Here is a 22,673-nt window from a genome sequence, read left to right as displayed (position 1 = left end):
CGCGAGGAACGGACGGTCGTCGAACAGCGGCGACGAAATCGGAGCCTGGGCCGACGCCGTATGGGAAGAGGAAACTTGCGTGAGATCCATGATGTTACCGGGTGGAATTCTCGGAATCGGAACCGCCGCCGGCAGGCGAGCGGGCCGCCGATGCCGCACGGGCGGGCGCGGCGTCGCGAGGTGCGGCGCGCAAGGCAACGCCGGCCGCGTCGCGCGTCTGCACGAATTCTTTCTCGAAATCGAAGGTCTTGCGAGCCGTGGACATCGCCATCACCACATCGACGCCCGAACCGGCATCCTTGAGCCAGAACCAGAGGCGCCGCTCGCGCACGTAGAACATCGAGAAGATGCCGGCGACCAGCAGCAGGCTGCCAAGATACACCAGATTCTTTCCGGGTGCGCGCGTCAACTGAAATACCGAAGCTTGCACCTGCTTGAATGAGTCAAGCTGTAAATAGACGGGCGATCCATACAGAAAGCTGTCGGATAGCGCATTGATCGCGTTCTGCACGAAGCGGATCGTGTCGGTGCCCTGCTGGGCAGCCGGCTCGCCGGCGCGCTCGCGCGAGATCTGCCAGACCTCCCACATCGAGCCCTCGAGCATCCGCAGCAGCAGGCTCGCGGCCTTCTCCTGCTCGGCCTTCGGCACCGAGCGGTCGATGAACGTCGCCACGGCCTGGAAGCCGCCGACCGGCTGGCCGTCGGCGCCGCGGCCGCCACTGTCGTCGCTTGCAGCAAACAGGGTCAGCACCTTCGATGCGCTGTCCTGCAGGCGGCTGCGCAGCGATGCGTCGGTGCCCGGCAGCGAACGCTGTGCGAAGCGCGCGGCGGCTTCGGCGCGCACGGCCGGATCCTCGAGCGCGGCGCGCAGGCGCATCCACTCGCCGATCGAATCCTGGCTGTCGGCCGGAATCCGCATGTAGCGGAACGGATCGTTCGGGCTCGCGCGCACGCCGGCGAGGAACACGCGCTCGCCGTTCATGTCGACGGGCAGCATGTAGTTGTTGAATTCGCGCGCCTGGCCGTCCTTGCCGCGGATCTTGTACTGCACGGACGGGCCGATGTTGTGGAGCTGCGTCGGCTTCGAGGTCTTCGCGCCGGAGCCGAGCCGTTCGTCGAACGCCTCCTTCAGCGACTCCGTCTTCGCGACGCCGCGCACGTCCGGCTTGCCGTTTGCGTCGGCCATGTTTTCGACGTTGATCGCGCGGAAATCGGAGAATTCGATCGTGTCGCCGTCGGCGCCCGGCATCTGCAGCGGCGCCGAACTGCCGATCGTGCCCTGCACGGGGAACGTCTTCGGGTTGCCGCCCGTCATCGGATAGGCCGTCATCTGCATCTGCGAGCCGCCGTCCTGGAAGCTCGACTGGTAGATCGACACGCCCTTGTACGTGAACGGCTTGTTGACCTCGACGCGCGCCGGGATCTTCTGGCCGGTCTCGCGATCGATCACGACGATGTCGCTCGCGAACAGCTTCGGCATGCCCGTCGTGTAGTAGTCGACGATGAACTTGTTGAGCTGGATCGAGAACGGCAGGTCCTGGATCAGCGAGCCGCTCGGCTGGTTCAGGATCGCCGTCGACACGAACTGGCCTTCGGGCACCCACGCATAACCGCGGAACGTCGGGTTCGACGCGGACAGGCGATGGTCGGGCGAGATCTCGCTGATCGTCGCGCTCGTGTTGACCGGGCTCTTGCCGAACATCCACATCTGGAATTTGATCGGCAGGTTGCTGTCGAGCAGGCCGCCGATACAGATCACCACGATCGCCAAGTGCGCGGAAATGTAGCCCCACTTGGTCATCGCGCCGCGCTTCGCGGAGATCAGCGTCGCGCCGTCGGTTTCACGCACGACGTGCTTGTAGCCGGCCTTGGCGACGAACGCGGCGAGCGTCGCCGCCACGGTCGCGCGCGTGCCGGAAGCCGTGTATTCGGCCTTGTGGTGGAACGCGCGCAGGCTGCCTTCACGGACCTTGTCCTTCCAGCTCTTCGCATCGGCGAGCATCTTCGGCGCGTTGCGGATCACGCACAGCGAGATCGACGTGACGAGGAAGATCAGGATCAGCATGAACCACCACGCGCTGTACACGTTGTACAGGCCGAGCGAGCGGAAGATGTCCGCCCAGAACGGCCCGAACTGGTTCACGTAGTTCGGATACGGATCGTCCTGGGTCAGGACCGTGCCGATGATGCTCGCGATCGACAGCACCACCAGCAGCGCAATCGCGAAACGCATCGAGCTCAATAGCTCGATCGCGCGCTTCGATGCACTCTGGCCCGACTTCGACTGCAACCCCGACGTGGTAACGCTCATTCAAACTCCGACTGACAACAAAAAAGGGCAAGGCGACCGCAACGGTGCGGCGCCCCACCCTTTTCTTGTTCTGACTCCGGCCGCCCTTCGGGCGCCCGGTCATTCGATTCGCGGCTGACCGATCAACGCAGACCCGCGATGTAATCCGCGACGGCCTTGATCTCGTTGTCCGACAGACGCGTCGCGATCTGATGCATCGCCTCGTTGTTATAACGCGCGCCGGCGCCCTGCTGGAACGCGGTCAACTGCGCGACCGTGTAATCGGCCCATTGCCCCGACAGACGCGGGTACTGGACCGGGATTCCCTGCCCTGTCGGCCCGTGGCAGCTCGCACAGGCGGGCACGCCCTTCTCCGCGAGGCCGCCGCGGTAGATCTTCTGGCCGATCGGCACGGTCGCCGCATCGCGCGCGGTGCCGAGCTTCGTGGCCTGCGACCCGTAGTACGCGGCGACGTTGCGCATGTCGTCCGCGCTCAACGCACTCGCGAACCCGACCATCACCGCGTTGGACCGCACCGGCCCCTTCGCGCCCGGCTGCGTCTTGAAGTCGTTCAACTGCTTGACCAGATATTCGGGATGCTGGCCGGCAAGCTTCGGGAAACTGCCCGACGCGCTATTGCCGTCGGCGCCGTGACACGACGCGCAGACCTGTCCGGCAATCGCCTTGCCACGGTCGAGATCCGGCTTTGCCGCATCCGCCGCGTTTGCCTCTGCTACGAAACCTACGAACCCTGCTGCAACCTGAAGCACCATCAGAGACTTGCACAGTCGATTCATTCGCACACCCTGTTTCGTCTTGTGGGAATTTGAGGTTCTGCAAAAAACGACGGCGTTCAGTCTACCGCAGAAGCCGCATAAAAGCGCGAGGCAGGCGCCCGGTGGCCTTCGGTAAAACCGCCGTATTGTACAATATCGTGTTGAAAGCCCCCGCGCCTATCGGGGCTACCCCGCCTCCACCAAGCGGCTCGCGCCGCCCGTCCTTCCGGTTCCCATGGCCTTTCTGCTCCATCAAGCCCGCTTCTACACGACCGTCAACCATCTGCGCGACCTGCCGCCGACGGTGCAGCCGGAAATCGCGTTCGCGGGCCGCTCGAATGCCGGCAAGTCGACGGCGATCAACGTGCTGTGCAACCAGAAGCGGCTGGCCTTCGCGTCGAAGACCCCCGGCCGCACGCAGCATATCAACTACTTCTCCGTCGGCCCCGCCGCCGAGCCCGTCGCGAACATCGTCGACCTGCCCGGCTACGGCTACGCGGAAGTGCCCGGCGCCGCAAAGGCGCACTGGGAAATGCTGCTGTCGTCCTATCTCGCGACCCGCTCGCAGCTCTGCGGCCTGATCCTGATGATGGATTCGCGCCGTCCGCTGACCGACCTCGATCGCCGCATGATCGAGTGGTTCACGCCGACCGGCAAGCCGATCCACACGCTGCTGACGAAGTGCGACAAATTGACGCGGCAGGAAAGCATCAATGCGCTACGGACCACGCAAAAGGGGCTCGATGCGTATCGCGACCAGGGCGTTCAGGGCAAGCTGACGGTCCAGCTGTTCTCCGCATTGAAGCGCACGGGGCTCGACGAGGCACATGAACTGATCGAGAGCTGGGTGCGGCCGTCCGTCGCCGACGAAGAAATCGAGCCTGTAGCACAATGATCGGGCAACGCGCGGCCGGGATCGGCGGCGCGCACCTGACGGCGCCTGCGGATTCGGCCGGCTCATAAAAAAACCCGCCGTTTAACGGCGGGTCAAACAGCCTAATCGAAAAACGACAGGCACCCGCTCAGGGAGGAGAAGCGGGGAGCAACACGCAACGCGTGCCGCTCGATCGCTATCATATACCAACGCTCCCAAAAATCACCTAAGGGTTCCGTAAGGTCCTTACTGCCCTGATTTCTGTCCAATCGCCATGAGCTTCCATCCGCTTCATCGTCCGCGCCGGATGCGCCGCGACGACTTCTCCCGCCGCCTGATGCGCGAAAATCGCCTGACCACCGACGACCTGATCTATCCGGTGTTCGTCGTCGAAGGCACCAACGAACGGCAGCCAGTGCCGTCGATGCCTGGCGTCGAGCGCGTGTCCGTCGATCTGCTGATGCATGTCGCCGAGCAATGCGTCGAACTCGGCGTGCCCGTGTTGTCGCTGTTCCCGGCCATCGAGCCGTCGCTGAAAACGCCTGACGGCCGCGAGGCAGCCAATCCGGAAGGCCTGATCCCGCGCGCGGTACGCGAGCTGAAGAAGCGCTTCCCCGAGCTCGGCGTGCTGACCGACGTTGCGCTCGATCCGTACACGAGCCACGGCCAGGACGGCGTGCTCGACGAGAACGGCTATGTGATCAACGACGACACGATCGAGATCCTGGTCGATCAGGCGCGTGCGCAGGCTGAAGCCGGCGTCGACATCGTCGCGCCGTCCGACATGATGGACGGCCGCATCGGCGCGGTTCGCGAAATGCTGGAAAGCGACGGCCATATCCATACGCGCATCATGGCGTATTCGGCCAAGTTCGCGTCGGCGTTCTACGGCCCGTTCCGCGACGCGGTCGGCTCGGCGTCCAACCTGGGCAAGGGCAACAAGATGACCTACCAGATGGATCCGGCGAACAGCGACGAAGCGCTGCGCGAAGTGCGCCTCGACATCGACGAAGGCGCCGACATGGTGATGGTCAAGCCCGGCATGCCGTATCTCGACATCGTGCGCCGCGTGAAGGACGAGTTCCGCTTCCCGACCTACGTGTATCAGGTGAGCGGCGAATACGCGATGCTGAAGGCCGCCGCGATGAACGGCTGGCTCGACCACGACAAGGTCGTGCTCGAATCGCTGCTCGCGTTCAAGCGGGCGGGCGCCGACGGCGTGCTCACGTACTTCGCGCTCGACGCCGCGCGTCTGCTGAAAGCGCAACGCTGATCGCGCACCGGCAGGCGGAAAGAAAAACGGCGGGACACCTCGGTGTTCCGCCGTTTTTTTGTTGGTCGCCGATCGAGGCCGCCTGTCGGCGCCGAGCCGTCAGCTCATGCTGCGCGAGCGCCCCGTTGCGCCGCCGGCACGCGCCCGGTGGGCATCGTCATACCGTCGGGACTGCGGCCCGATCGAGACTGCGCAGGAACGTCTCGGCCGCCTGATAGCCGACCACGCGCCCGATCTCGTTGCCGCTGCGATCGAAGAAGATGATGCCCGGCGGCCCGAACAGGTTGAAGCGCTTGAGCAGCGCCTGGTCGTCCGGGTTGTTCGCGGTGACGTCCGCGCGCACGAGATGAAGCTGCGCGAGCCGCGCCTGCACACGCGCGTCGGTAAACGTCAGATGCTCCATCTCCTTGCAGCTCACGCACCAGTCGGCGTAGAAGTCGAGCATGACGGGCTGGCCCGACGTCTTCAACAGCGCGTCGAGTTCGCCACTGGAGCGCACCGATGCGAACGCGGGGCCATCCTGCGCAGCCGCGCCAGCCGCCGCAGTACCGCCCGACGCAACCGTGCGCGCCGCGAGCACGGCCAGCGGCTTGACCGGATCGGTCGATCCGGCGGCCAGGCCGACGAGCAGCGTCGCTGCCCAGATCGCGAGTGCGGCGCCTACACCGCGGCCGAGGCGGCGCCAGATCGACGCGGCGCCGGCATTCGGCGTGAACAGGCCGAGGGCCGCGGCGGCGATAAGCAACCACAACGCGGCGAGCACCATCTTCAGCCCGCCAGCCAGCACCGGCCACACGATCCACAGCGCAGCCGCGAGCAGCACAATGCCGAAGAACACCTTCACGCCATCCATCCATGCGCCCGCGCGCGGCAGCACCGTTCCGGCGCCGACGCCGACGACGAGCAGCGGCACGCCGAGCCCCAGCCCCATCGCGAACAGCGCCGCACCGCCGAGCAGCGCATTGCCGGTGTGCGCAATGAATGCGAGTACCGCGAACAGCGGTGCCGTCATGCACGCGCCGACGACCAGCGCCGACAATGCGCCCATCGCGGCGACCGCAATGAAGTGGCCGCCCTGGCGCGCGCTCGATGCCTCGGACGCGCCGTTCTGCCAGCGCGCGGGCAGCGCGATGTCCTTGCCCGAAATCAGCGACACCGCGAACGCGGCGAGCAGCACGCCGAACGCGCCGAGCACCCACGGGTTCTGCAGCCACGCGCCGAGGCTCTGGCCGACCAGTGCCGCGGCGATGCCGAGCACCGTATAGACCAGCGCCATGCCGACCACATAGGTCAGCGACAGCGCGAAGCCGCGCGCATGCGTCGCGCGCGTGCCCTGGCCGATGATGATCGCGGACACGATCGGAATCATCGGGTACGAACACGGCAAGAGGCTCAGCACGACGCCCGCGACGAAATACAGTGCGATGATCGTGAAGAAGCCCTGCCCTTCGAGCAGCGACTGCGCGAAATCGGCGCTCGTGACCTTGTCGAACCAGCTGCCCGAGGCAGCCGCTTCACCGGACGACGACGCGGCGCCGAGCGCGGCGCCATCGACCTTCACCACGTGCTCGGCCGGCGGATAGCAGATCCCCTCGTCCGCGCACCCCTGCGACGTCACCGCGAGCTCGAACGGCCCCGACGCCTGCTTGACGGGCACGTGCACCACGACTTCGTCACGATAGGTCTCGACGTTCTTCTGGAACGTCTGGTCGAACTTCACGTGGCCGGCAGGGAATTGCGGCTCGCCGAGCGTCGCCTGTCCGCTCTTCACCGCGAACGCGAACCGCTCGCGGTACAGGTAATAGCCGCTGGCAACCTTGAAGTGCACGTCCACCTGTCCCGGCGATTCGCTCGCACTGAACTTGAACGCAACCGACGGATCGAGGAAATCGTCGGCCGCGCGCGCGACCGACAGGCCGCCCAGCACGAGCACGAACGACAACAGGACTGCAAGGAACCGCAGCGCGCGCACGCGCACGGAAAGCGCCATACCGTTAAACATGAAATAGACGTTGAGTTTCGCTGGTCACCCACTGACCGTACGCGGCCGAAGCCGTCGACTGCCAGGAGACGATTTCGGGCGTCTCGTAAGGATGATGCGCGAGAATAAATCGCTCCAGTTCGAGCGCCCGCACGGGGCTCGTCTTGAACAGCAACTGGATCTCGTCGGCCGTTTCGACCTTGCCCTGCCAGTGATAGCGCGACTTGATCGCACCGAGCTCCGACACGCACGCGGCAAGCCGCGCATCGAGCGCGCCGTCGGAGAGCGCCGCGGCCGTCGCCGCATCGGGCACCGTCGTCAGCATCAGCACCACTATCATCCGCGCCCTCCTGGCTGGTCTACCGGCTTCTGCCGACACGGGTTGCCCCGCAGGAACCACGCCGGCTGCCCCGTATCGTAGCGCAGCCCGCGCAACGCTGCCGGCGCCGGCCTGCGACAATCGATCGCAGCCGGCGCCTCAAAAACAAAAAGGGCCAAGCAATTGCTCGGCCCCTTTCAGATACTGCTGCGTACCGGAAGCTTATTCAGCTTCTTGCACGTTTTCCGTTTCGTCGACTTCCGGACGATCGAGCAGCTCGACCAGTGCCATCGGTGCGTTGTCACCAACGCGGAAGCCGAACTTCAGCACGCGCAGGTAGCCGCCCGGACGGTTCGCGAAACGCGGACCGAGCACGTCGAACAGCTTCGCCACCGAGTCACGATCGCGCAGGCGGTTGAACGCCAGGCGACGGTTTGCCAGCGACGGCTTCTTGCCGAGCGTGATCAGCGGCTCGACGACTTTACGGAGTTCCTTCGCCTTCGGCAGCGTCGTCTTGATGACTTCGTGCTCGATCAGCGAGTTGGACATGTTACGGAGCATAGCCAGACGGTGGCTGCTCGTGCGGTTCAGTTTCCGCAGACCATGACGATGGCGCATTTCAGTTTCCTTGATTCAAAGTTTTGATCCAGCTCTTCTATCGCACCTCGAAGGGTGCACGGGCCGGTAGCGAAAAAAGCAAGATGCGGATTTTAAAGGAAAATCCGCATCTTTGCCAACTACAGCTACAACCGGGCTTACTTGTCGAGACCAGCCGGCGGCCAGTTCTCGAGCTTCATGCCCAGCGTGAGACCGCGCGAAGCGAGCACTTCCTTGATCTCGTTGAGCGACTTGCGACCGAGGTTCGGCGTCTTCAGCAGCTCGTTTTCCGTGCGCTGGATCAGGTCGCCGATGTAGTAGATGTTCTCGGCCTTCAGGCAGTTCGCCGAACGAACCGTCAGCTCGAGATCGTCCACCGGACGCAGCAGGATCGGATCGATCTGCGGTGCACGCGACGGCGCCTCGGCGGCCGTTTCCGTGCCTTCCAGCGCCGCGAACACGGACAACTGGTCGACCAGGATGCGGGCCGATTGACGGATCGCTTCTTCCGGCGTGATCACGCCGCTCGTCTCGATGTTCATCACGAGCTTGTCGAGATCGGTACGTTGCTCGACACGTGCGCTTTCGACAGCGTAGCTCACGCGGCGAACCGGCGAGAACGATGCGTCGAGCACGATGCGGCCGATGATCTTGGCCGTATCTTCGCCGTAGCGACGAACGTTGCCGGGCACATAACCACGACCCTTCTCGATCTTGATCTGAACGTCGAGCTTGCCGCCCTTCGACAGATGCGCGATCACGTGATTCGGGTTGATGACTTCGCAATCGTGAGCCAGCTCGATATCGCCGGCCGTGACAACGCCTTCACCTTCCTTGCGCAGCGTAACCGTCACTTCGTCGCGGTTATGCAGCTTGAACACCACGCCCTTCAGGTTCAGCAGCAGGTTGACGACGTCCTCTTGCACGCCATCAAGCGTCGAGTACTCGTGCACCACGCCGGCGATCGTGACTTCGGTCGGCGCGTAGCCAACCATCGACGACAGCAGCACGCGGCGAAGCGCATTGCCCAAGGTATGGCCGTAACCGCGTTCGAACGGTTCCATGACCACCCTCGCGTGGTTCTCGCCAAGCGATTCCACGGCGATGATCTTGGGTTTCAGCAAACTGGTTTGCATGGGCTTTCCTTTTCAATACCCTCGGCTCGTTACACCGATAAGGCTGACCGGTAACAACCAGAAAATAAACAGCCGAGGCCCCTCCTTGCGCAACGCAATCGGGGTACCTCGGCCGTCAATCGGATTAACGCGAATACAATTCGACGATCAGGCTTTCGTTGATGTCGCCTGCGATGTCAGCGCGTTCCGGCATTTGCTTGAACGTACCTTCGAACTTCTTCGCATCGACTGCAACCCAGCTCGGCATGCCGCCTTGCTCGGCCAGCGACAGCGATTCGACGATACGCGCTTGCTTCTTCGCCTTTTCGCGGATCGCGACGATGTCACCCGCCTTCACTTGCTGCGACGGGACGTTCGCGACGACGCCGTTCACGGTGATCGACTTGTGGCTCACCAGCTGACGCGCTTCAGCGCGGGTCGAGCCGAAGCCCATGCGATACACGACGTTGTCGAGGCGCGACTCGAGCAGTTGCAGCAGGTTTTCACCCGTGTTGCCCTTGCGGCGGTCGGCTTCGGCGAAGTAGCGGCGGAACTGACGCTCCAGCACGCCGTAAATGCGCTTGACCTTCTGCTTTTCGCGCAGCTGCGTACCGTAGTCGGACGTACGAGCGCCCGAGGTACGGCCGTGCTGACCCGGCTTGCTGTCGAGCTTGCACTTGTCGGCGAGCGAGCGGCGCGCGCTCTTCAGGAACAGGTCGGTGCCTTCACGGCGGGACAGCTTGGCTTTGGGGCCGATATAACGTGCCACTTTGCATTCCTTTATCAATCAGTCACGCGAACCGAAATCCGCGCTAGTCCGCTCCCTTTGGGGCGAACGGTGGGCTTAGTCAATCAAAAAAGCACAGCCCGTCGACGCTACGCGGCGACAGGCAATGCGCTAGCACGAACGTGCCAGCACATTCTTAGATACGACGACGCTTCGGCGGGCGGCAGCCGTTGTGCGGAATCGGGGTGACGTCCGAAATCGCGGTGATCTTGATGCCGAGGCCGTGCAGTGCGCGCACTGCCGACTCGCGACCCGGGCCCGGGCCCTTGATCCGCACTTCCAGATTCTTCACGCCGTATTCCATCGCGACGCGACCTGCCGACTCGGCTGCGACCTGAGCAGCGAACGGCGTCGATTTGCGCGAGCCCTTGAAGCCCTGGCCGCCCGACGTCGCCCATGCCAGTGCGTTGCCTTGGCGATCGGTGATCGTGATGATCGTGTTGTTGAACGACGCGTGAACGTGAACCACGCCTTCAGCGACGTTCTTCTTAACCTTCTTGCGTACGCGTTGCGCCGCGGTGTTCGAAGCCTTAGCCATTACGTTTTCCTGTAACTGTCAGTTCCGCTTACTTCTTCAGCGCTTGCGCTGCACGACGCGGACCCTTGCGAGTACGTGCGTTCGTACGCGTACGCTGACCGCGCATCGGCAGGCCCTTGCGATGACGGACACCACGGTAGCAACCGAGGTCCATCAGGCGCTTGATGTTCATCGTCACTTCACGGCGCAGATCGCCTTCGACGACAAACTTGCCCACTTCTTCACGCAGCTTTTCGAGATCTGCGTCGGTCAGGTCCTTGACCTTCTTCGAGAATTCCACGCCAGCTGCCGCGCAGATGCTGCGCGAGCGCGTGCGGCCGACACCGAAGATTGCCGTCAGGCCAATCTCGGTATGCTGGTGATTCGGGATGTTAACCCCTGCGATACGAGCCATTGTTTTTCCTCAAACAAAAAGCGCAAACAAACGCGCGGTCAGCCTTGGCGCTGCTTGTGGCGCGGATCCGAGCTGCAGATCACGCGAACGACGCCTTTGCGCTTGATGATCTTGCAATTGCGGCAAATGCGCTTAACCGATGCCATCACTTTCATGATAATACCCTTTTTTCAAATCACTTCGCCCGGAACACGATCCGCGCACGAGACAGATCGTAAGGCGTCAACTCAACCGTCACCTTGTCGCCCGGGAGAATGCGGATGTAGTGCATCCGCATCTTTCCGGAAATATGCCCCAATACGACATGGCCGTTTTCCAGCTTCACACGGAAGGTCGCATTCGGGAGGTTTTCGATCACCTCACCCTGCATCTGGATTACATCGTCTTTGGCCATAGTCCTGTTTAACGCATCGGGATGTTGCCGCCCTTGAAGTTCGCCTTCTTGAGCAGTGACTCATACTGTTGCGACATAACGTACGACTGCACCTGCGCCATAAAGTCCATCGTGACGACGACAATGATCAGCAGCGACGTTCCACCAAAATAAAACGGCACGTTCCAGCGCAGCACCAGGAATTCCGGCAGCAGACACACGAAGACGATGTAGATCGCACCGGCCAGCGTCAGACGCGTGAGGATGCGGTCGATATATCGTGCGGTCTGATCGCCCGGACGAATGCCCGGAACAAACGCGCCGCTCTTCTTCAGGTTGTCTGCGGTCTCCCTGCTATTGAACACCAGTGCGGTGTAGAAGAAGCAGAAAAACACGATTGCCAGCGTGTACAGCAGCACATAGACCGGCTGGCCCGGCTTCAGCGCTTCCGCAACGTTATGCAACGTATTGGAAATCCAGCTTCCCGTCGGCTGACCGGTACTGAACCAGCCGAGAATCGTTGCCGGGAACAGGATGATCGACGATGCGAAGATCGGCGGAATCACGCCCGACATGTTCAGCTTCAGCGGCAGGTGCGACGACTGCCCGCCGTAGATCTTGTTACCGACCTGGCGCTTCGCGTAGTTCACGAGGATCTTGCGCTGACCGCGTTCGATGAACACGACCAGGTAAGTCACCGCGGCAATCAGAACGACGATGATGATCGCCGAAATGATGCTCATCGAACCCGTACGCACCAGCTCGAACAACCCACCGACGGCATTCGGGAACCCTGCTGCGATCCCGCCGAAGATGATGATCGAGATACCGTTGCCCAGACCACGCTCGGTAATCTGCTCACCGAGCCACATCAGGAACATCGTGCCAGTAACCAGCGTCACGACCGTCGTCAGTCGGAACAGCATGCCGGGATCGGTGACGAGGCCCGGCTGGTTTTCCAGCGCAGCCGCGATACCGAATGCCTGGAAGGTCGCGAGCACCACGGTGAAATACCGCGTGTACTGCGTGATCTTCCGTTGCCCTGCCTGCCCTTCCTTCTTCAGCGCCTCGAGCTGCGGCGAGACAATCGCCAGCAACTGCATGATGATCGACGCCGAAATATACGGCATGATCCCCAGCGCAAAGATCGTGAAGCGGGAAAGTGCGCCACCCGAGAACATGTTGAACATGCCCAGGATGCCCCCCGCCTGGCTCTGGAACAGCTTAGCCAGTTGATCCGGATCGATGCCCGGCACGGGAATGTGCGCGCCGATGCGATAGACGATCAGCGCCAGGAGCAGGAACATCGCTCGCCGACGCAGATCGCCGAATTTCGCCGTGCTTCGACCGGGTTTTGCAAGACTCGGGCTGTTAGCCAAGTACCTTCTCCGATGAATGCAAGTGACGACGCGCTACGCGTGTCACTCGGCGAACGAACCGCCAGCCGCTTCGATCGCAGCGCGCGCACCCTTGGTGGCACCGAGACCCTTCACGACGATCTTGCGCTTCAGTTCGCCCGTCGCGATGATCTTTGCGCTCTTCGTCAGCTCGCCGACCAGGCCGGCTTGCTTCAGTGCGAGCAGATCGATCTCATCGACCGGCAGCTTCTCGAGGTCGCCCAGGCGCACTTCACCGACGAATTCCTTCGTCAGCGACGTGAAACCGCGCTTCGGCAGACGACGTTGCAGCGGCATCTGACCGCCTTCGAAACCGACTTTGTGGAAGCCGCCCGAACGCGATTTCTGACCCTTGTGACCACGGCCAGCCGTCTTGCCGAGGCCCGAACCGATGCCACGACCGACGCGACGCTTGGCGTGCTTGGCGCCAGCGGCCGGCTTCAGGTTATTCAATTCCATATCAACTCCTTGATCCGTAGGGCCGCTTACGCGATGACCTTAACGAGGTACGAGACCTTGTTGATCATGCCGCGGACCGCCGGCGTGTCCTGCAGCTCGCTAACCGAGTTGAGTCGGCGCAGGCCCAGGCCACGCACGGTCGCGCGGTGCGATTCGCGGGTCCCGATCAGGCTCTTAACGAGCTGAACCTTGACAGTTTTTTCAGACATGGTGACCACCCGGGCTTAGCCCAAAATATCTTCGACGGACTTGCCGCGCTTCGCCGCGATGTCTGCCGGGGTGGACTGCTTGCGCAGGCCGTCCAGCGTGGCGCGAACGAGGTTGTACGGGTTCGTCGAACCGTGGCTCTTCGCCACGACGTTCTGAACGCCCATCACGTCGAACACTGCGCGCATCGGGCCGCCGGCGATCACGCCCGTACCTGCCTTCGCCGGAGCGAGGAGGACGGCCGAAGCGCCGTGCTTGCCGTGCACTTCGTGCTGCAGCGTGCCGTTCTTGAGCGGCACCTTGAACATGTTGCGGCGAGCTTGTTCCATTGCCTTCTGGACAGCGACCGGCACTTCCTTCGCCTTGCCCTTGCCCATACCGATGCGGCCATCGCCGTCGCCAACCACGGTCAGTGCGGCGAAGCCGAGAATACGGCCACCCTTCACGACCTTGGTCACGCGGTTGACCGAAATCATCTTTTCACGAAGGCCGTCGTCGCGTTCGTCAGCCTGAACTTTCGCTTGCATCTTTGCCATGACGAATTCCTTCCTTAGAACTTGAGCCCAGCTTCGCGAGCTGCCTCAGCCAGCGCCTTGACGCGGCCATGGTAGCGGAAGCCCGAGCGGTCGAAGGCGACGGATTCGATGCCGGCGGCCTTTGCCTTCTCGGCAATACGCTTGCCGATCAGCGTCGCAGCATTAACGTTGCCGCCCTTGCCCGACTTGTCGGCGAGCTCTGCGCGCACTTCTGCTTCGAGCGTCGACGCACTGGCGAGCACCTTGGTGCCGCAGGGCGAGAACACTTGAGCGTAGATATGCGTATTCGTGCGATGCACGGCGAGACGCGCGACCTGCAGCTCAGCGATCTTGATACGCGTCTGGCGAGCGCGGCGCAGGCGAGATTGAGTCTTATCCATGATTGCGCACCCTTACTTCTTCTTCGTTTCTTTGAGGATCACAACCTCGTCGGAATAGCGCACGCCCTTGCCCTTGTAGGGCTCCGGCGGACGGTAACCGCGGACTTCCGCAGCCACTTGACCGACTTGTTGCTTGTTGATCCCCTTGATCACGATTTCGGTTTGCGTCGGGGTTTCAGCCTTGACGCCTTCCGGCATCTGGTGCACCACCGGGTGCGAGAAACCCAGCGACAGGTTCAGCTTGTCGCCTTGCGCTTGTGCACGGTAACCGACGCCAACCAGCGTCAGCTTGCGCTCGAAACCCTTGGTCACGCCGTGCACGGCATTCGCGATGATCGCGCGCATCGTGCCCGACAGTGCATTTGCTTCGCGGCTTTCGTCGACCGGCGACAGATTCAGCGTGCCGTCGTTGTTCGCCACGTTCACGAGCGGATTGATCGCTTGCGTGATGGTGCCCAGCGGGCCCTTGACGGTGACTGCACCGTCGGCCAGCTTGACTTCCGCGCCTTGCAGCGCGATCGGGCTCTTACCTACTCGAGACATGTTTCTCTCTCCTCGGCTTTAAGCGACGTAGCAGATGACTTCGCCGCCGACGCCGGTAGCGCGCGCCTTGCGGTCGGTCATCACGCCCTTGGGCGTCGACACGATTGCCACGCCGAGGCCATTCATGACCTGCGGAATGTCGTTACGACCGCGGTAGACGCGCAGGCCAGGCTTCGACACGCGCTCGAGGCGTTCGATGACCGGACGGCCAGCGTAGTACTTCAGCGCGATATTCAGTTCAGCCTTTGCGCCTTCGCTCTTCACCGCGAAATCGTCGATATAACCTTCGTCCTTCAGGACTTGCGCGATTGCAACCTTGACCTTCGACGAGGGCATCGCGACCGATACCTTCTCGACCATCTGCGCGTTGCGGATGCGAGTCAGCATATCGGCGATAGGATCACTCATGCTCATTTACGTTTCTCCTATTACCAGCTCGCCTTGGTCAGGCCAGGAATCTCGCCACGGAATGCGATTTCACGAATCTTGTTACGCGCGAGGCCGAATTTACGGAACGTGCCACGCGGACGGCCCGTGATCGCGCAGCGGTTACGCTGGCGGGTCGGGTTTGCGTTGCGGGGCAGTTGCTGCAGCTCCAGGCGTGCTTCGTAGCGCTCTTCTTCCGACTTGCTTTGGTCTTCGACGATCGCCTTCAGCGCTTCGCGCTTTGCTGCGAACTTCGCGACCAGGCGGGCGCGCTTCTTTTCACGTTCGATCAGTGCCAGTTTAGCCACGGTAACCTCAGTTTCTGAACGGGAACTTGAAGCTGGCGAGCAGAGCCTTTGCTTCGTCGTCGGTCTTCGCAGTCGTCGTGATGCTGATGTTCAGCCCACGCAGTGCGTCGATCTTGTCGTAATCGATTTCGGGGAAAATGATCTGCTCTTTCACACCGATGTTGTAGTTGCCACGGCCATCGAAAGCACGACCCGACACACCACGGAAGTCACGCACGCGGGGCAGGGCGACGGTCACGAAGCGATCGAGGAATTCGTACATTGCCTGGCCGCGCAGCGTCACCATCGCGCCGATCGGGTAGCCCTGACGAATCTTGAAACCTGCGATTGCCTTGCGTGCCTTCGTCACGACCGGCTTCTGACCAGCGATCTTCGTGAGGTCGCCAACGGCGTTCTCGATGATCTTCTTGTCAGCGATCGCTTCGCCAAGACCCATGTTCAGCGTGATCTTGGTGATGCGCGGCACTTCCATGACCGACTTGTAACCGAACTTCTCGATCAGGCCGGGCACAACCTTTTCTTTGTAAAACTCTTGAAAACGAGCCATTTTTTACTCCGCTGCGTCAGGCGCTCAGTACGGCACCGGTCGTCTTCAGGAAGCGAACCTTCTTGCCTTCCTCGACCTTGATGCCAACACGCGACGCCTTGCCATTCGCGTCGACCAGTGCGACGTTCGAAATATGCAGGGGCATCGTCTTCGCTTCCACGCCGCCCGTCGTACCCTTCATCGGGTTCGGCTTCACATGCTTCTTGACGAGGTTGATACCTTCAACCGTCACATGTTCAGCACCGACAGCCAGCACGACGCCGCGCTTGCCCTTGTCCTTGCCGGTGACGACGATCACTTCGTCACCCTTGCGAATCTTGTTCATCGCGACTCCTTACAGCACTTCCGGCGCAAGCGAAACGATCTTCATGAATCGTTCGCTACGCAGCTCACGCGTCACCGGCCCGAAGATACGGGTGCCGATCGGCTCGAGCTTGTTATTCAAAAGCACAGCGGCGTTGCCGTCGAACTTGATCAGCGAGCCGTCTTGACGGCGAACGCCCTTGGCGGTGCGAACCACCACGGCATTGTAAATTTCGCCTTTCTTCACGCGCCCGCGCGGCGTTGCCTCTTTGACGGTCACCTTGATGATGTCGCCAATGCCGGCATAACGACGCTTCGAGCCGCCGAGCACCTTGATGCACATGACTTCACGTGCACCCGTGTTGTCGGCTACTTCGAGCCGAGATTCGGTCTGGATCATGGTTTGTCTTTCCCAACTTAATCCGGATGCACCACCATGATGCATTCGGTCAGTCTTGGTCCCGTCAGCCAATCGGCTGCTTGGGTTGGAACAGCAGCGACGGCAAACGAAACCCGCCATCGCAATTCGGTGAATCTTTCAGACAGGCTGGCGCCAGTCCGCTTCCCCCACCAACTTCGCCCGCGACGGGGCTCCCATAAAGAGGGAAGACCAGGATTATAACAAATAATCCTGGTCACGCAAGCAAAAACTTTGCGATTTCAAGCACTTCGTGGAGAAGTGCCTGTTGCTGCCTACTGCACTGCCCGCTTAGATGACGCGAGCTGCTTCGACGAGGCGCGACACTGCCCAGGCCTTCGTCTTCGAAACAGGACGAGTTTCCTGGATTTCGACGAGATCGCCTTCGTTGCAGGTGTTCGCTTCATCGTGCGCGTGGTACTTCTTCGAACGCACGACATACTTGCCGTAGATCGGGTGCTTGACGCGGTGCTCGATCAGCACGGTGACGGTCTTGTCCATCTTGTTGCTGACGACCCGACCGACCAGCGTCCGCTTCAGCGAGGTTTTCACGCTATCGTTCATTTCTGGTTCGCCTTCTGAGTCATGACGGTCCGCACACGTGCGATGTCGCGACGAACCTTCTTCAGCTGGCTCGTGTTAGTGAGCTGCTGGGTCGCGAGTTGCATGCGCAGGCCGAATTGCGCCTTCAGCAGGTCCGCCAGCTCCTTGTTGAGCGCGGCCTGGTCTTTCTGGAGAAGTTCGGAAGCCTTCATATTTTCTCCTTAGGCGCCGAGCTGGCGCACGATGAACGCCGTCTTCAGCGGCAGCTTGGCTGCAGCCAGACGGAACGCTTCGCGTGCCAGTTCTTCGGTGACGCCGTCCATTTCATAGAGCATCTTGCCCGGCTGAATCTCGGCGACGTAGTACTCAGGGTTACCCTTACCGTTACCCATACGCACTTCGGCCGGCTTCTGCGAAATCGGCTTGTCCGGGAAAATCCGGATCCAGATGCGGCCGCCACGCTTGATGTGACGCGTCATTGCACGACGCGCCGCTTCAATTTGACGTGCGGTCAAACGACCGCGACCGATCGCCTTCAGGCCGAAATCACCGAACGACACTGCGTTGCCGCGCGTCGCCTTGCCGGTGTTACGACCCTTCTGCTCTTTACGATACTTCCTGCGTTTCGGTTGCAGCATCGTTATTCTCCAGTCTTGCCGTCTTCGGGCTTGCCGGCGCCACGGCGCGGTGCGCCACGGCGAGCACCCGGAGCACCGCCTTCGCCGTCACGGCGCGGACGACGGTCGCCCGGACGCGCATTGCGACGCGGACGCTTGTCTTCGGCTACTTCTTCCACCACCGGCGCGTCGTTGCGGCCGAGCGTGTCGCCCTTGTACACCCACACCTTGACGCCGATGATCCCGTAGGTCGTCTTCGCTTCCGAAGTCGCGTAGTCGATGTCGGCGCGCAGCGTGTGAAGCGGAACGCGACCTTCGCGATACCACTCCGTACGGGCGATTTCGATACCGTTCAGACGGCCCGCGCTCATGATCTTGATGCCCTGGGCACCCAGACGCATCGCGTTCTGCATCGCACGCTTCATCGCGCGGCGGAACATGATCCGGCGCTCGAGCTGTTGCGTGATCGAGTCAGCGATCAGTTGCGCATCGGTTTCCGGCTTGCGGATCTCTTCGATGTTGACGTGAACCGGCACGCCCATGCGGCGTTGCAGTTCCGTCTTCAGCTGTTCGATATCCTCGCCCTTCTTGCCGATGACCACGCCCGGACGCGAGCTGTAAATCGTGATGCGCGCGTTCTTTGCCGGACGCTCGATGACAACCCGACCGACCGAAGCGTTCTTCAGCTTCTTCTTCAGGTACTCACGAACACCGATGTCTTCCTGAAGCATCGCCGCGAAATTGTTGTTGTTCGCGTACCAACGCGAAGCCCAATTGCGGCTGACAGCCAGGCGGAAGCCAGTCGGATGAATTTTCTGTCCCATCGTATGGCTCCTTAATTCCCGACCGTCACAGTGATGTGACAGGATTGCTTCTCGATGCGGTTACCGCGGCCCTTGGCGCGCGCGGTGAAACGCTTGAGCGATGCAGCCTTATCGACGTAGATGCTCTTGATCTTGAGCTCGTCGATATCGGCGCCTTCGTTGTGCTCCGCATTCGCGATTGCCGACAGCACAACCTTCTTCACGATGCCAGCCGCCTTCTTCGGCGAGAACGTCAGAACGTTCAGCGCCTTGTCGACCGGCAAACCGCGGATCTGGTCAGCCACAAGGCGCGTTTTTTGCGCCGAGATGCGGGCACCGCGATGAATTGCTTTCACTTCCATCTTGATTGCCCCTTATTTCTTGGCCTTCTTGTCGGCTGCGTGACCCTTGAACGTACGGGTCAGTGCGAACTCGCCAAGCTTGTGGCCGACCATGTTTTCCGAGATGTACACCGGAACGTGTTGACGGCCGTTGTGAACAGCGATCGTCAGGCCGATGAAATCCGGCAGAATCGTCGAGCGACGCGACCAGGTCTTGATCGGCTTTTTGTCGCGCGAAGCTGCAGCCGCCTCAACTTTCTTCAGCAAATGGGCGTCGCAGAACGGACCTTTTTTAACAGAACGTGCCATTGCCTACTCCTTAACGCTTGTGACGGCGCTGGACGATCATCGTCGTCGTGCGCTTGTTGCTGCGGGTGCGATAACCCTTAGCCGGCGTACCCCACGGGCTCACCGGGTCGCGACCTGCAGCCGTCTTGCCCTCACCACCACCGTGCGGGTGATCAACCGGGTTCATCGCAACGCCACGCACCGTCGGGCGGATACCGCGCCAGCGGTTCGCGCCAGCCTTGCCGATCTGGCGCAGGCTATGCTCTTCGTTGCCGACTTCACCGATCGTTGCACGGCACTCGATGTGCACGCGACGGATTTCGCCCGAACGCAGACGAACCTGCGCGTAGACGCCTTCACGTGCCAGCAGCATGGCCGACGTGCCAGCCGAACGCGCCATTTGCGCGCCCTTGCCCGGCAGCATCTCGATGCAGTGGATCGTCGTACCGACCGGAATGTTGCGGATCGGCAGCGTGTTGCCTGCACGGATCGGCGCTTCCGAACCCGACATCAGCTGTTGGCCGACGGTCAGGCCCTTCGGGGCGATGATGTAGCGACGCTCGCCGTCTGCGTAGAGCACCAGCGCGATGTTCGCGCTACGGTTCGGGTCGTACTCGAGACGCTCGACCTTTGCCGGGATGCCATCCTTCGTGCGACGGAAATCGACGATACGATAGTGCTGCTTGTGACCACCGCCCTTATGGCGCGTGGTGATGCGGCCGTTGTTGTTACGGCCGGCGGTCGAGCTCTGCGAGTCGAGCAGTGCCGCGAACGGCTTGCCCTGGTGCAGATTCTTGTTGACCACCTTGACCATCGCGCGGCGACCCGGCGAAGTCGGCTTAACTTTAACGATTGCCATGATTACTTGGCCTCCGCTTCAAAGTTGATTTCCTGGCCGGGCTTCAGGCAAACGTACGCCTTCTTCACGTCCTTGCGGCGGCCCATCGAACGGCCAAAGCGTTTCTGCTTGCCCTTCTGAACCAGCACGTTGACGGAGTTAACCTCAACCTTGAACAGCAGCTCGACAGCCGCCTTCACTTCCTGCTTCGTGGCATCCGGCGCGACTTCGAACACGACTTGCTCGTTCTTGTCGGCAACCAGCGTCGCCTTTTCCGAGATCACCGGTGCGAGCAGGACCTGCATCAAACGATGATCGTTCTTGCGAATCTCGCTCATGACAGCAACTCCTCGATCTGGGCGACCGCAGCCTTCGTGACCAGGACTTTCTTGAAGTAGATCAGCGACAGCGGGTCAGCGTAGCGCGGCTCGACAATTGCCACGTGCGGCAGGTTGCGCGAAGCCAGGTACAGGTTTTCGTCGACCGTGTCGGTAATGATCAGCACGGAGTCGAGACCCATGGTCTTGAATTTTTCGGCCAGCAGCTTGGTCTTCGGCGCTTCGAGGATGATGTCCTCGACAACCGACAGACGGCCTTCACGGGCCAGCTGCGAGAAGATCGAGCAGAGACCTGCGCGATGCATCTTCTTGTTGACCTTGTGCGAGAAGTTTTCTTCCGGCGAATTCGGGAAGATACGACCACCGCCACGCCACAACGGGCTCGACGACATACCGGCACGAGCGCGGCCCGTACCCTTCTGACGCCACGGCTTCTTGGTGGTGTGCTTGACCTGCTCGCGGTCCTTCTGCGCGCGGTTACCCTGGCGAGCATTCGCCTGGTAAGCGACGACGACCTGGTGGATCAGCGCTTCGTTGTAGTCACGACCGAACACGACGTCCGATGCGTTGACCACTGCACCTTCCTGACCATTTTCGTTCAGGAGCTTGAGTTCCATTATTTCGCCCCCTTGGTCTTGACGGCCGGCGTGACAAAAACCTTGCCACCCTTCGCGCCCGGAATCGCACCCTTGACGAGCAGCAGCTTGCGCTCTGCGTCGATACGCGCGATTTCGAGGTTCTGCACCGTCACCGTCACATCACCCATGTGACCCGTCATGCGTTTACCCGGGAACACGCGACCCGGATCCTGCGCCATACCGATCGAACCCGGCACGTTGTGCGAGCGCGAGTTACCGTGCGTAGCACGGCCGGAGGAGAAGTTGTAACGCTTGATCGTACCGGCGTAGCCCTTACCGATCGACACGCCTTGCACGTCGACCTTCTGGCCTACTTCGAAAAGATCTGCACCGACCACGGCGCCATTCGACAGCTCGGCTGCCTTGGCCGCGTCAATGCGGAATTCCTTGAGGATTTCACCGGCTTCGACACCGGCTTTGGCGAGATGACCTGCCAGCGGCTTCGTCACGCGCGATGCGCGGCGGGAGCCGAATGCAACCTGCACGGCCGTGTAGCCGTCGGTTTCAACAGTCTTGATCTGCGTCACGCGGTTGTCCGACACGTCCAGCACGGTGACGGGAATCGAATCCCCTTCCGCCGTGAAGATACGGGTCATGCCAACCTTGCGACCTACGAGTCCAAGGCTCATCATTTTCTCCATTCCCGACTGCGATTGGTCGGGGCTGATTTACAAAATGCCAGGCACGCAAGGCCCAACTTTTTTACGCGAATACGCGAAAAGCCAAGCAGTATAGCCCGATTCTTCGTTTTCCGCAAGCAATCAAAGACTTAGCGCCGCCCGGCAAGCCGATCGGCGCTGGAAGCCTTACTGCAGCTTGATTTCCACGTCGACGCCAGCCGGCAGATCGAGCTTCATCAGCGCGTCAACCGTCTTGTCGGTCGGATCGACGATGTCCATCAGGCGCTGGTGGGTGCGGATTTCGAGCTGATCGCGCGACGTCTTGTTGACGTGCGGCGAACGCAGGATGTCAAAACGCTGAATGCGCGTCGGCAGCGGCACCGGGCCACGGACGATTGCGCCAGTCCGCTTCGCGGTATCGACGATCTCGGCTGCCGATTGATCGATCAGACGATAGTCGAAAGCCTTCAGGCGAATGCGGATTTTTTGTTGCTGCATGACGATTCCTTGAAAAGAGCGAGGCGATGTTGCATCGCCGAACACCAAAAGAACGTGAAACGCGAGGCCTGCGGGGAGCGAGACATCGGGTTCCGGACAGTACTTCCACTGCTAAGCCCGCGATTCTACACGAAATTCCGGAGCGGTGGTGCGGGTTTATCGATCCGCGCAACAGGCCACCGCAAAAACAAAACCGGGTGCCAGCGCAAGCTGGACACCCGGTTTCGACGGTACGACTACATACCGCGGGATCGCGGAACCCATCGGGATCCGCGGATCGTCGATATTACTCGATGACCTTGGCGACG

Annotated in this window: 35 protein-coding genes; 2 read left to right on the top strand and 33 right to left on the bottom strand. The window is 61.6% G+C overall.

The window, feature by feature from the left end:
* Positions 1–94: 94 nt before the first annotated feature.
* Both VL15_RS32950 and VL15_RS32945 read right to left on the bottom strand, forming a co-directional pair.
* On the bottom strand, positions 95–2,311 hold the full coding sequence (locus VL15_RS32950) for a cytochrome c biogenesis protein ResB (protein WP_048250998.1): 2,217 nt from the start codon (positions 2,309–2,311) through the stop codon (positions 95–97).
* A gap of 122 nt (positions 2,312–2,433) precedes the next feature.
* A complete protein-coding gene (locus VL15_RS32945; RefSeq protein WP_048250997.1) occupies positions 2,434–3,087 on the bottom strand; it encodes a c-type cytochrome in 654 nt (217 codons plus the stop codon).
* 214 nt (positions 3,088–3,301) lie between these two features.
* Between VL15_RS32945 and yihA the strand changes: the two genes are divergently transcribed.
* Together yihA and hemB are read left to right on the top strand one after the other, a co-directional pair.
* Positions 3,302–3,961 carry a ribosome biogenesis GTP-binding protein YihA/YsxC gene (yihA, locus tag VL15_RS32940; protein ID WP_048250996.1) on the top strand — a complete coding sequence of 220 codons (660 nt, stop codon included), beginning with the start codon at positions 3,302–3,304 and terminating at the stop codon, positions 3,959–3,961.
* A 253-nt stretch (positions 3,962–4,214) separates the two neighbouring features.
* Positions 4,215–5,213 (top strand): porphobilinogen synthase, encoded by a 999-nt coding sequence (gene hemB / locus VL15_RS32935; protein ID WP_034209736.1) that lies wholly within the window; start codon positions 4,215–4,217, stop codon positions 5,211–5,213.
* 157 nt (positions 5,214–5,370) lie between these two features.
* Here hemB and dsbD read toward each other — a convergent pair whose 3' ends face one another.
* From dsbD to rpsJ, 31 genes are all read right to left on the bottom strand, one after another.
* A complete protein-coding gene (gene dsbD, locus VL15_RS32930) occupies positions 5,371–7,215 on the bottom strand; it encodes a protein-disulfide reductase DsbD (protein WP_048250995.1) in 1,845 nt (614 codons plus the stop codon).
* Complete coding sequence (cutA, locus tag VL15_RS32925; protein WP_048250994.1) at positions 7,208–7,534, bottom strand: divalent-cation tolerance protein CutA; 327 nt, start codon at positions 7,532–7,534, stop codon at positions 7,208–7,210. Before cutA ends, dsbD begins: the two co-directional genes overlap by 8 nt.
* A 201-nt stretch (positions 7,535–7,735) precedes the next feature.
* Positions 7,736–8,131 carry a 50S ribosomal protein L17 gene (gene rplQ, locus VL15_RS32920; RefSeq protein WP_006477175.1) on the bottom strand — a complete coding sequence of 132 codons (396 nt, stop codon included), beginning with the start codon at positions 8,129–8,131 and terminating at the stop codon, positions 7,736–7,738.
* 137 nt (positions 8,132–8,268) lie between these two features.
* Positions 8,269–9,246 (bottom strand): DNA-directed RNA polymerase subunit alpha, encoded by a 978-nt coding sequence (locus VL15_RS32915; protein ID WP_006477176.1) that lies wholly within the window; start codon positions 9,244–9,246, stop codon positions 8,269–8,271.
* Positions 9,247–9,370: 124 nt separating this feature from the next.
* Positions 9,371–9,994: a 30S ribosomal protein S4 gene (gene rpsD, locus VL15_RS32910; protein ID WP_048250993.1), complete on the bottom strand. Its 624-nt coding sequence runs from the start codon at positions 9,992–9,994 to the stop codon at positions 9,371–9,373.
* 154 nt (positions 9,995–10,148) lie between these two features.
* Entirely contained in the window at positions 10,149–10,550 is a 402-nt protein-coding gene (rpsK, locus tag VL15_RS32905; RefSeq protein ID WP_004197937.1) for a 30S ribosomal protein S11, read from the bottom strand.
* Positions 10,551–10,578: 28 nt separating this feature from the next.
* Positions 10,579–10,944 carry a 30S ribosomal protein S13 gene (gene rpsM, locus VL15_RS32900; RefSeq protein ID WP_047899584.1) on the bottom strand — a complete coding sequence of 122 codons (366 nt, stop codon included), beginning with the start codon at positions 10,942–10,944 and terminating at the stop codon, positions 10,579–10,581.
* 38 nt (positions 10,945–10,982) lie between these two features.
* Positions 10,983–11,099: a 50S ribosomal protein L36 gene (gene rpmJ, locus VL15_RS32895; protein ID WP_004199844.1), complete on the bottom strand. Its 117-nt coding sequence runs from the start codon at positions 11,097–11,099 to the stop codon at positions 10,983–10,985.
* A 20-nt stretch (positions 11,100–11,119) separates the two neighbouring features.
* Positions 11,120–11,338, bottom strand: coding sequence for a translation initiation factor IF-1 (gene infA / locus VL15_RS32890; protein ID WP_004521905.1), 219 nt, complete (start codon positions 11,336–11,338; stop codon positions 11,120–11,122).
* 8 nt (positions 11,339–11,346) lie between these two features.
* Positions 11,347–12,696, bottom strand: a complete 1,350-nt coding sequence (secY, locus tag VL15_RS32885; protein ID WP_006482915.1) for a preprotein translocase subunit SecY — start codon at positions 12,694–12,696, stop codon at positions 11,347–11,349.
* A 42-nt stretch (positions 12,697–12,738) separates the two neighbouring features.
* Positions 12,739–13,173: a 50S ribosomal protein L15 gene (gene rplO, locus VL15_RS32880; protein ID WP_006482880.1), complete on the bottom strand. Its 435-nt coding sequence runs from the start codon at positions 13,171–13,173 to the stop codon at positions 12,739–12,741.
* A gap of 26 nt (positions 13,174–13,199) precedes the next feature.
* Positions 13,200–13,382: a 50S ribosomal protein L30 gene (rpmD, locus tag VL15_RS32875; protein ID WP_006400644.1), complete on the bottom strand. Its 183-nt coding sequence runs from the start codon at positions 13,380–13,382 to the stop codon at positions 13,200–13,202.
* A 15-nt stretch (positions 13,383–13,397) separates the two neighbouring features.
* Positions 13,398–13,916, bottom strand: a complete 519-nt coding sequence (gene rpsE / locus VL15_RS32870) for a 30S ribosomal protein S5 (RefSeq protein ID WP_006752931.1) — start codon at positions 13,914–13,916, stop codon at positions 13,398–13,400.
* Between the two features lie 14 nt (positions 13,917–13,930).
* Positions 13,931–14,296, bottom strand: a complete 366-nt coding sequence (gene rplR, locus VL15_RS32865) for a 50S ribosomal protein L18 (RefSeq protein ID WP_006477183.1) — start codon at positions 14,294–14,296, stop codon at positions 13,931–13,933.
* A 12-nt stretch (positions 14,297–14,308) separates the two neighbouring features.
* Positions 14,309–14,839: a 50S ribosomal protein L6 gene (gene rplF / locus VL15_RS32860; protein WP_048250992.1), complete on the bottom strand. Its 531-nt coding sequence runs from the start codon at positions 14,837–14,839 to the stop codon at positions 14,309–14,311.
* 18 nt (positions 14,840–14,857) lie between these two features.
* Positions 14,858–15,253, bottom strand: coding sequence for a 30S ribosomal protein S8 (rpsH, locus tag VL15_RS32855; protein ID WP_009687199.1), 396 nt, complete (start codon positions 15,251–15,253; stop codon positions 14,858–14,860).
* A 14-nt stretch (positions 15,254–15,267) separates the two neighbouring features.
* Positions 15,268–15,573 (bottom strand): 30S ribosomal protein S14, encoded by a 306-nt coding sequence (rpsN, locus tag VL15_RS32850; protein WP_006482884.1) that lies wholly within the window; start codon positions 15,571–15,573, stop codon positions 15,268–15,270.
* A gap of 7 nt (positions 15,574–15,580) precedes the next feature.
* The gene (gene rplE, locus VL15_RS32845) at positions 15,581–16,120 is read right to left on the bottom strand and encodes a 50S ribosomal protein L5 (protein WP_006477186.1); all 540 of its coding nucleotides are present in this window, start codon (positions 16,118–16,120) and stop codon (positions 15,581–15,583) included.
* 16 nt (positions 16,121–16,136) lie between these two features.
* A complete protein-coding gene (gene rplX / locus VL15_RS32840; RefSeq protein ID WP_006477187.1) occupies positions 16,137–16,445 on the bottom strand; it encodes a 50S ribosomal protein L24 in 309 nt (102 codons plus the stop codon).
* Positions 16,446–16,454: 9 nt separating this feature from the next.
* Positions 16,455–16,823 (bottom strand): 50S ribosomal protein L14, encoded by a 369-nt coding sequence (gene rplN / locus VL15_RS32835; RefSeq protein ID WP_006752929.1) that lies wholly within the window; start codon positions 16,821–16,823, stop codon positions 16,455–16,457.
* A 309-nt stretch (positions 16,824–17,132) separates the two neighbouring features.
* Entirely contained in the window at positions 17,133–17,405 is a 273-nt protein-coding gene (rpsQ, locus tag VL15_RS32830) for a 30S ribosomal protein S17 (RefSeq protein ID WP_047899582.1), read from the bottom strand.
* On the bottom strand, positions 17,402–17,596 hold the full coding sequence (rpmC, locus tag VL15_RS32825) for a 50S ribosomal protein L29 (RefSeq protein ID WP_006400652.1): 195 nt from the start codon (positions 17,594–17,596) through the stop codon (positions 17,402–17,404). The genes rpsQ and rpmC overlap by 4 nt, the downstream gene beginning before the upstream one ends.
* 9 nt (positions 17,597–17,605) lie before the next feature.
* Positions 17,606–18,022: a 50S ribosomal protein L16 gene (gene rplP, locus VL15_RS32820; protein WP_006752927.1), complete on the bottom strand. Its 417-nt coding sequence runs from the start codon at positions 18,020–18,022 to the stop codon at positions 17,606–17,608.
* Positions 18,023–18,024: 2 nt separating this feature from the next.
* Positions 18,025–18,825, bottom strand: coding sequence for a 30S ribosomal protein S3 (gene rpsC / locus VL15_RS32815; protein ID WP_006482899.1), 801 nt, complete (start codon positions 18,823–18,825; stop codon positions 18,025–18,027).
* A gap of 11 nt (positions 18,826–18,836) precedes the next feature.
* On the bottom strand, positions 18,837–19,166 hold the full coding sequence (rplV, locus tag VL15_RS32810) for a 50S ribosomal protein L22 (RefSeq protein WP_004199272.1): 330 nt from the start codon (positions 19,164–19,166) through the stop codon (positions 18,837–18,839).
* 12 nt (positions 19,167–19,178) lie between these two features.
* A complete protein-coding gene (gene rpsS / locus VL15_RS32805; protein ID WP_004199273.1) occupies positions 19,179–19,454 on the bottom strand; it encodes a 30S ribosomal protein S19 in 276 nt (91 codons plus the stop codon).
* Between the two features lie 10 nt (positions 19,455–19,464).
* On the bottom strand, positions 19,465–20,292 hold the full coding sequence (gene rplB, locus VL15_RS32800; RefSeq protein WP_006482900.1) for a 50S ribosomal protein L2: 828 nt from the start codon (positions 20,290–20,292) through the stop codon (positions 19,465–19,467).
* 2 nt (positions 20,293–20,294) lie between these two features.
* Complete coding sequence (gene rplW, locus VL15_RS32795) at positions 20,295–20,609, bottom strand: 50S ribosomal protein L23 (protein WP_048250991.1); 315 nt, start codon at positions 20,607–20,609, stop codon at positions 20,295–20,297.
* The gene (gene rplD, locus VL15_RS32790; RefSeq protein ID WP_011350675.1) at positions 20,606–21,226 is read right to left on the bottom strand and encodes a 50S ribosomal protein L4; all 621 of its coding nucleotides are present in this window, start codon (positions 21,224–21,226) and stop codon (positions 20,606–20,608) included. The genes rplW and rplD overlap by 4 nt, the downstream gene beginning before the upstream one ends.
* A complete protein-coding gene (rplC, locus tag VL15_RS32785; RefSeq protein ID WP_006482922.1) occupies positions 21,226–21,876 on the bottom strand; it encodes a 50S ribosomal protein L3 in 651 nt (216 codons plus the stop codon). Before rplC ends, rplD begins: the two co-directional genes overlap by 1 nt.
* Before the next feature lie 177 nt (positions 21,877–22,053).
* Positions 22,054–22,365: a 30S ribosomal protein S10 gene (rpsJ, locus tag VL15_RS32780; RefSeq protein WP_004199280.1), complete on the bottom strand. Its 312-nt coding sequence runs from the start codon at positions 22,363–22,365 to the stop codon at positions 22,054–22,056.
* Between the last annotated feature and the right edge of the window lie 308 nt (positions 22,366–22,673).

It is taken from the genome of Burkholderia cepacia (assembly GCF_001039005.1).
Classification (GTDB): Bacteria; Pseudomonadota; Gammaproteobacteria; order Burkholderiales; family Burkholderiaceae; genus Burkholderia; species Burkholderia theae.
Note: the sequence above shows the minus strand (reverse complement) of the source record. Positions and strands in the feature narration are given on the sequence as shown.

Bases quoted from the DNA above. Each gene is read 5' to 3' on its own strand.
- rpsC (WP_006482899.1), bottom strand. From the start codon at position 18,825: ATGGGACAGAAAATTCATCCGACTGGCTTCCGCCTGGCTGTCAGCCGC.
- rplF (WP_048250992.1), bottom strand. From the start codon at position 14,839: ATGTCTCGAGTAGGTAAGAGCCCGATCGCGCTGCAAGGCGCGGAAGTC.
- infA (WP_004521905.1), bottom strand. From the start codon at position 11,338: ATGGCCAAAGACGATGTAATCCAGATGCAGGGTGAGGTGATCGAAAAC.
- rplD (WP_011350675.1), bottom strand. From the start codon at position 21,226: ATGGAACTCAAGCTCCTGAACGAAAATGGTCAGGAAGGTGCAGTGGTC.
- rpsH (WP_009687199.1), bottom strand. From the start codon at position 15,253: ATGAGCATGAGTGATCCTATCGCCGATATGCTGACTCGCATCCGCAAC.
- rplO (WP_006482880.1), bottom strand. From the start codon at position 13,173: ATGGAATTGAATAACCTGAAGCCGGCCGCTGGCGCCAAGCACGCCAAG.
- rplN (WP_006752929.1), bottom strand. From the start codon at position 16,823: ATGATCCAGACCGAATCTCGGCTCGAAGTAGCCGACAACACGGGTGCA.
- rplP (WP_006752927.1), bottom strand. From the start codon at position 18,022: ATGCTGCAACCGAAACGCAGGAAGTATCGTAAAGAGCAGAAGGGTCGT.
- rplE (WP_006477186.1), bottom strand. From the start codon at position 16,120: ATGGCTCGTTTTCAAGAGTTTTACAAAGAAAAGGTTGTGCCCGGCCTG.
- VL15_RS32915 (WP_006477176.1), bottom strand. From the start codon at position 9,246: ATGCAAACCAGTTTGCTGAAACCCAAGATCATCGCCGTGGAATCGCTT.
- rpmJ (WP_004199844.1), bottom strand. From the start codon at position 11,099: ATGAAAGTGATGGCATCGGTTAAGCGCATTTGCCGCAATTGCAAGATC.
- rpsE (WP_006752931.1), bottom strand. From the start codon at position 13,916: ATGGCAAAGATGCAAGCGAAAGTTCAGGCTGACGAACGCGACGACGGC.
- rplC (WP_006482922.1), bottom strand. From the start codon at position 21,876: ATGAGCCTTGGACTCGTAGGTCGCAAGGTTGGCATGACCCGTATCTTC.
- rplW (WP_048250991.1), bottom strand. From the start codon at position 20,609: ATGAGCGAGATTCGCAAGAACGATCATCGTTTGATGCAGGTCCTGCTC.
- rpmC (WP_006400652.1), bottom strand. From the start codon at position 17,596: ATGAAGGCTTCCGAACTTCTCCAGAAAGACCAGGCCGCGCTCAACAAG.
- VL15_RS32950 (WP_048250998.1), bottom strand. From the start codon at position 2,311: ATGAGCGTTACCACGTCGGGGTTGCAGTCGAAGTCGGGCCAGAGTGCA.
- rplB (WP_006482900.1), bottom strand. From the start codon at position 20,292: ATGGCAATCGTTAAAGTTAAGCCGACTTCGCCGGGTCGCCGCGCGATG.
- rpsK (WP_004197937.1), bottom strand. From the start codon at position 10,550: ATGGCTAAGGCTTCGAACACCGCGGCGCAACGCGTACGCAAGAAGGTT.
- rplX (WP_006477187.1), bottom strand. From the start codon at position 16,445: ATGAACAAGATTCGCAAGGGTGACGAAGTGATCGTCGTCACCGGCAAG.
- rplV (WP_004199272.1), bottom strand. From the start codon at position 19,166: ATGGAAGTGAAAGCAATTCATCGCGGTGCCCGCATCTCGGCGCAAAAA.
- VL15_RS32945 (WP_048250997.1), bottom strand. From the start codon at position 3,087: ATGAATCGACTGTGCAAGTCTCTGATGGTGCTTCAGGTTGCAGCAGGG.
- rpsQ (WP_047899582.1), bottom strand. From the start codon at position 17,405: ATGAACGATAGCGTGAAAACCTCGCTGAAGCGGACGCTGGTCGGTCGG.
- rpsJ (WP_004199280.1), bottom strand. From the start codon at position 22,365: ATGCAGCAACAAAAAATCCGCATTCGCCTGAAGGCTTTCGACTATCGT.
- cutA (WP_048250994.1), bottom strand. From the start codon at position 7,534: ATGATAGTGGTGCTGATGCTGACGACGGTGCCCGATGCGGCGACGGCC.
- rplR (WP_006477183.1), bottom strand. From the start codon at position 14,296: ATGGATAAGACTCAATCTCGCCTGCGCCGCGCTCGCCAGACGCGTATC.
- hemB (WP_034209736.1), top strand. From the start codon at position 4,215: ATGAGCTTCCATCCGCTTCATCGTCCGCGCCGGATGCGCCGCGACGAC.
- rplQ (WP_006477175.1), bottom strand. From the start codon at position 8,131: ATGCGCCATCGTCATGGTCTGCGGAAACTGAACCGCACGAGCAGCCAC.
- rpmD (WP_006400644.1), bottom strand. From the start codon at position 13,382: ATGTCTGAAAAAACTGTCAAGGTTCAGCTCGTTAAGAGCCTGATCGGG.
- rpsM (WP_047899584.1), bottom strand. From the start codon at position 10,944: ATGGCTCGTATCGCAGGGGTTAACATCCCGAATCACCAGCATACCGAG.
- dsbD (WP_048250995.1), bottom strand. From the start codon at position 7,215: ATGTTTAACGGTATGGCGCTTTCCGTGCGCGTGCGCGCGCTGCGGTTC.
- rpsS (WP_004199273.1), bottom strand. From the start codon at position 19,454: ATGGCACGTTCTGTTAAAAAAGGTCCGTTCTGCGACGCCCATTTGCTG.
- yihA (WP_048250996.1), top strand. From the start codon at position 3,302: ATGGCCTTTCTGCTCCATCAAGCCCGCTTCTACACGACCGTCAACCAT.